Origin of the sequence: Bradyrhizobium sp. MOS001 (assembly GCF_004634465.1) — a bacterium.
GTDB classification, from domain to species: Bacteria; Pseudomonadota; Alphaproteobacteria; order Rhizobiales; family Xanthobacteraceae; genus Bradyrhizobium; species Bradyrhizobium barranii.
The window spans coordinates 1-3297 of the sequence record NZ_SPVJ01000125.1 but is presented as its reverse complement, the minus strand read 5'-3'; the positions used below and the strand labels follow the sequence as shown (position 1 = coordinate 3297).

General features: G+C 58.8%; 2 protein-coding genes and 2 pseudogenes. 2 read left to right on the top strand and 2 right to left on the bottom strand.

Translation table 11 applies throughout. The features are described 5' to 3' along the window. Window positions 1-388 precede the first annotated feature (388 nt). On the bottom strand, window positions 389-1078 hold the full coding sequence (locus CT676_RS43260; protein WP_231142768.1) for a hypothetical protein: 690 nt from the start codon (window positions 1076-1078) through the stop codon (window positions 389-391). Window positions 1079-1175: 97 nt separating this feature from the next. Then, window positions 1176-1367, bottom strand: a complete 192-nt coding sequence (locus CT676_RS43255) for a hypothetical protein (protein WP_080586686.1) — start codon at window positions 1365-1367, stop codon at window positions 1176-1178. Window positions 1368-1502: 135 nt separating this feature from the next. On the opposite strand from CT676_RS43255, the pseudogene CT676_RS43250 reads away from it, so the two are divergent. Beyond that, window positions 1503-1830: pseudogene (locus tag CT676_RS43250) on the top strand (outer membrane beta-barrel protein); the annotation flags it as partial. Between the two features lie 1353 nt (window positions 1831-3183). Beyond that, window positions 3184-3297: pseudogene (locus CT676_RS45955) on the top strand (PH domain-containing protein); the annotation flags it as partial.

Sequence of the window (3297 nt, the reverse complement as noted above, 5' to 3'; positions counted from 1 at the left end):
CACTATGCACTGTGTCCATTCTAAGCCTAACGGTCCGAACAAACCGCAGACTCGCAGATCACCCCGTCATCCGGTAGGTGGCCGCTGAACAGCGCTTACCAATCGGGCAAGGCTTCGAACACAGAAACCGCTTCACGGGCGCGACCAGTAGAGTTTCCTTGGTATGCTGGACAGATAAAGATTAGGCCGCCACTTGGACATTGCTCCTCCGCGGCCGCCTCAGTTGGCGGCCTTTTCGGTTAGGCGAGACTGGCCGAGCAGTGCGGCCCCGTGTGTATGCCGCCATCGCGATACACGTTACGCGACGCGCTCATCCCGTCCGGCTCGTTGATACGCCATCACGCAAGCTCGGATGGCACCTCGAGTTTGGCCCGCCATTTCCCGGGGTCTACCGGTCGGCAACCAATTGCACCGTTTGACGTCCACCGTTTAGCGCTCTGAGTTTGTTTATGTATTCTTCAGGCTTCAACAAATGGAATGGAGCCTTCAAACCCATAAAACTCGCTATGCGACCGATGAAATTGGTGCAGTTGGTTGTTCCCGCGTTCCACACCGGCGAGGTCGCCTGAAGACGTTTGATGTAAGCAAATACCTTTTTGGCGTCAGCCTCATTCAAGTAGACTCGATAGCTGGCTGTCAAATATTGCTCATCGAGGTCGCCGTAGCTCGCGCCCGTTTCAGAAGGCACAAACATGAGATGTCCCAATACGTACGGCAGTGTGTCGCCTGCTGGATGCAGGCCGGCAACTTCGACCGCCCTTTGGCTCGTCTTGCCGTACCAGACAAATGCGTGTCCGTAGGATGCAGCAGTGCGGGCACGAAAATCAACGTAGTAGGGTCCTTTAACTGAAGATACCCGGGCCGGCTTTGCATCCGACGTGGCTGGCGGGCTGCCTGGCGCAGCTGCGGCCGTTTTCGTAGCGGAGTTGATTGAGGTCTTGGGGGAAGTGTCCGGTCGCTGCTGAACATCAGCACGCGCCGCGAGTTGCTGTGCACTAGCGCTTCCCACGGAAGCCGCAAAGATTGCGACTCCGACAATAAATCGCAGATCGCGGTATTCCCAGATCACCCTTGCCACGTTCAACCCTTCTTGGGCCCAACACAGCCCAAGCTAAACATTACTGGAGGTGAACGCCTCCGGCCCCGACGGGCCGAAGGCGCTTCAATCTTCGGGATTAGCCCTTGGTGACTAACGGAGCTGGCGCCGGAGCCTTGCCGATCGGGTATTTGCCGACTGGAGTTTTGCCGACGGGATATTTACCAACCGGCGCGGTCTGGACGACGGGCTGCGGACGAGGCAGATCCGCGGCAACTGCCGCTCCCACCAAAGCCAAAGACGCAGCACCCGCAATTACGAATTTCAGCATCAATCTCCCCTGAAGTTGCCCACTACCCCTTACCGAATCTGACCCTAGCCGGACGCTCTACCCACACAACAAATAGATGCCGGTGCGGACAGTCGCGCGATCCCTTTTTTGGCGAATGTTGCAGAAGGGGCACTCTACGTGAAGGGCGGCGCCGCCGTGACGCGCAAATCGATTCGATATATTCAACAACATCACCGGGGTCGGCCTGGCATCGGCAGGCCACACACGCTGGGGCGGCGCCCTCGGTGTCGGCTGGGAGTACGGCTTCACGCCCAACTGGTCGCTCGGTATCGAATACGACCATCTCTGGATGGGGCGTCATAATGCCAGCTTCGCAGGCGTGGTTACTCCCGGAGGGTTCATCCTCACCGGCAGCGGGGTCAGCCAAGATGTTGACATGGTCACGCTTCGGTTGAATTATCGCTTCGGTGGATACGGCGCACCGGTCGCGGCCAGATACTGATCTCACCCACCTTCGCAAACCAAAGCCCAGGCTCGCCGGGGCTTTTTTGTAGTTATGAATTTTCTGGCCTTTGCTACCTTGCGGTGGCCGCGTGCCGTTCTCTTCCAGTCTACCCCTGTGAACGGACATAGTCAGACCGCCCCGGCATGTCTCACACGGGTTTCTTGGAGTGTTCTTGCCACGCAACTCCGCGGATGAGAGAAAGCAGGCCGAAGCCGCTATGGTCTGGAGTTGGCCCCGACCGTTCACGACTAAGCCAGTGGCTGGAAAACTGGTGCGGCTTGCCGGTGTCCGGTAGCCCGGCGCTGGCGGCGCGCTGTAGGGCCTTCTAATGGCCTCACCCTTGACGCCTGTTCTGTGTCGTCGTGGCGACGGATGCCTAGCACAGCGAAATGACGCGACGTGCCAACTCTACGAACCCACAGACCAAGAAAAAGGACGTGGTGTGGCTCGCGCTCAACAGTCGCGCGCCATCCGCTTCAACGAACACCTGACCGGCGGCGGCCCGACGATCTTCAAGCACTTCTGCCAGATGGGGCTGGAAGGGATCGTGTCGAAGCGGACGGCGGACTATCGAAGACGTGGCTCAAGTCGAAGAACTCGGCGAGCGAGGCGGTGCGCCGGGAGCGCGTGGAGGATGGCGTTAGTCTCGGCGCACCCCGGCCTTCATAATTCTGCCCAAATGGAAAACCCGACGAAGGCGAGTACAGCCACGCTGAGAACGATAATCGCAATCGCCCCCACTTCGATAATGGAAAGCCGTCTTGCCATGCGCCAATTTTTTCGGCAGTCGAGCGACAGCGTTGATCTGGATCATGTGCGGCGACCATCACACCCAGCAGCCGCTCCATCAGCGGCTTCGGGCAACACAGAGTGCAGAATGCCGCTAGTGACAGTTTCGGGTCGTCTCAGCCTTCGTGGTTGCACCGCTTAAGCCATCGGCGCGCTAGCAAGTCATTCCGGTCGCACATCTGCGGACGGCTCGACGGGTATGGCGGACGGTGGTTCTTGCGACGCACACACCGTTAACTCGTGTCCTACCCGCGCCGCAGGCAGCAGCGACTTCAGTGATCATGCCGTTGGGCGGAGGAGTAATCGGCGCAGGTGTCATGGCTTGCGCCGATACTGCGACCGATAAGGCGAAGCCGGCAATAGCAATCAACCTGATCATTCTGCACCTCCCTTAACCGTCCAAACATCCCGACCTCCCACGGCAGGGGATGGGTCCGGCTCTCGTGTGAAAGCATGCGAGCTTCCGGCGCTGGCCGTTGGAAGGCTTGAGATAGATCAAGGTCTTTCTCCGTTTAAAATGGCGCATATTACCGCGGTGATAGGTAAACTCCGGGTAGGCGTATGGGGCGCTATATCGACGAAATCCTACAGCCTGGCGAAAGGGTGCTGTATTCGACCAACGAACACTGGGTGTACTTTCTGCCTGCAATCGGGGCGTGGATCGCGGCGGTCGCA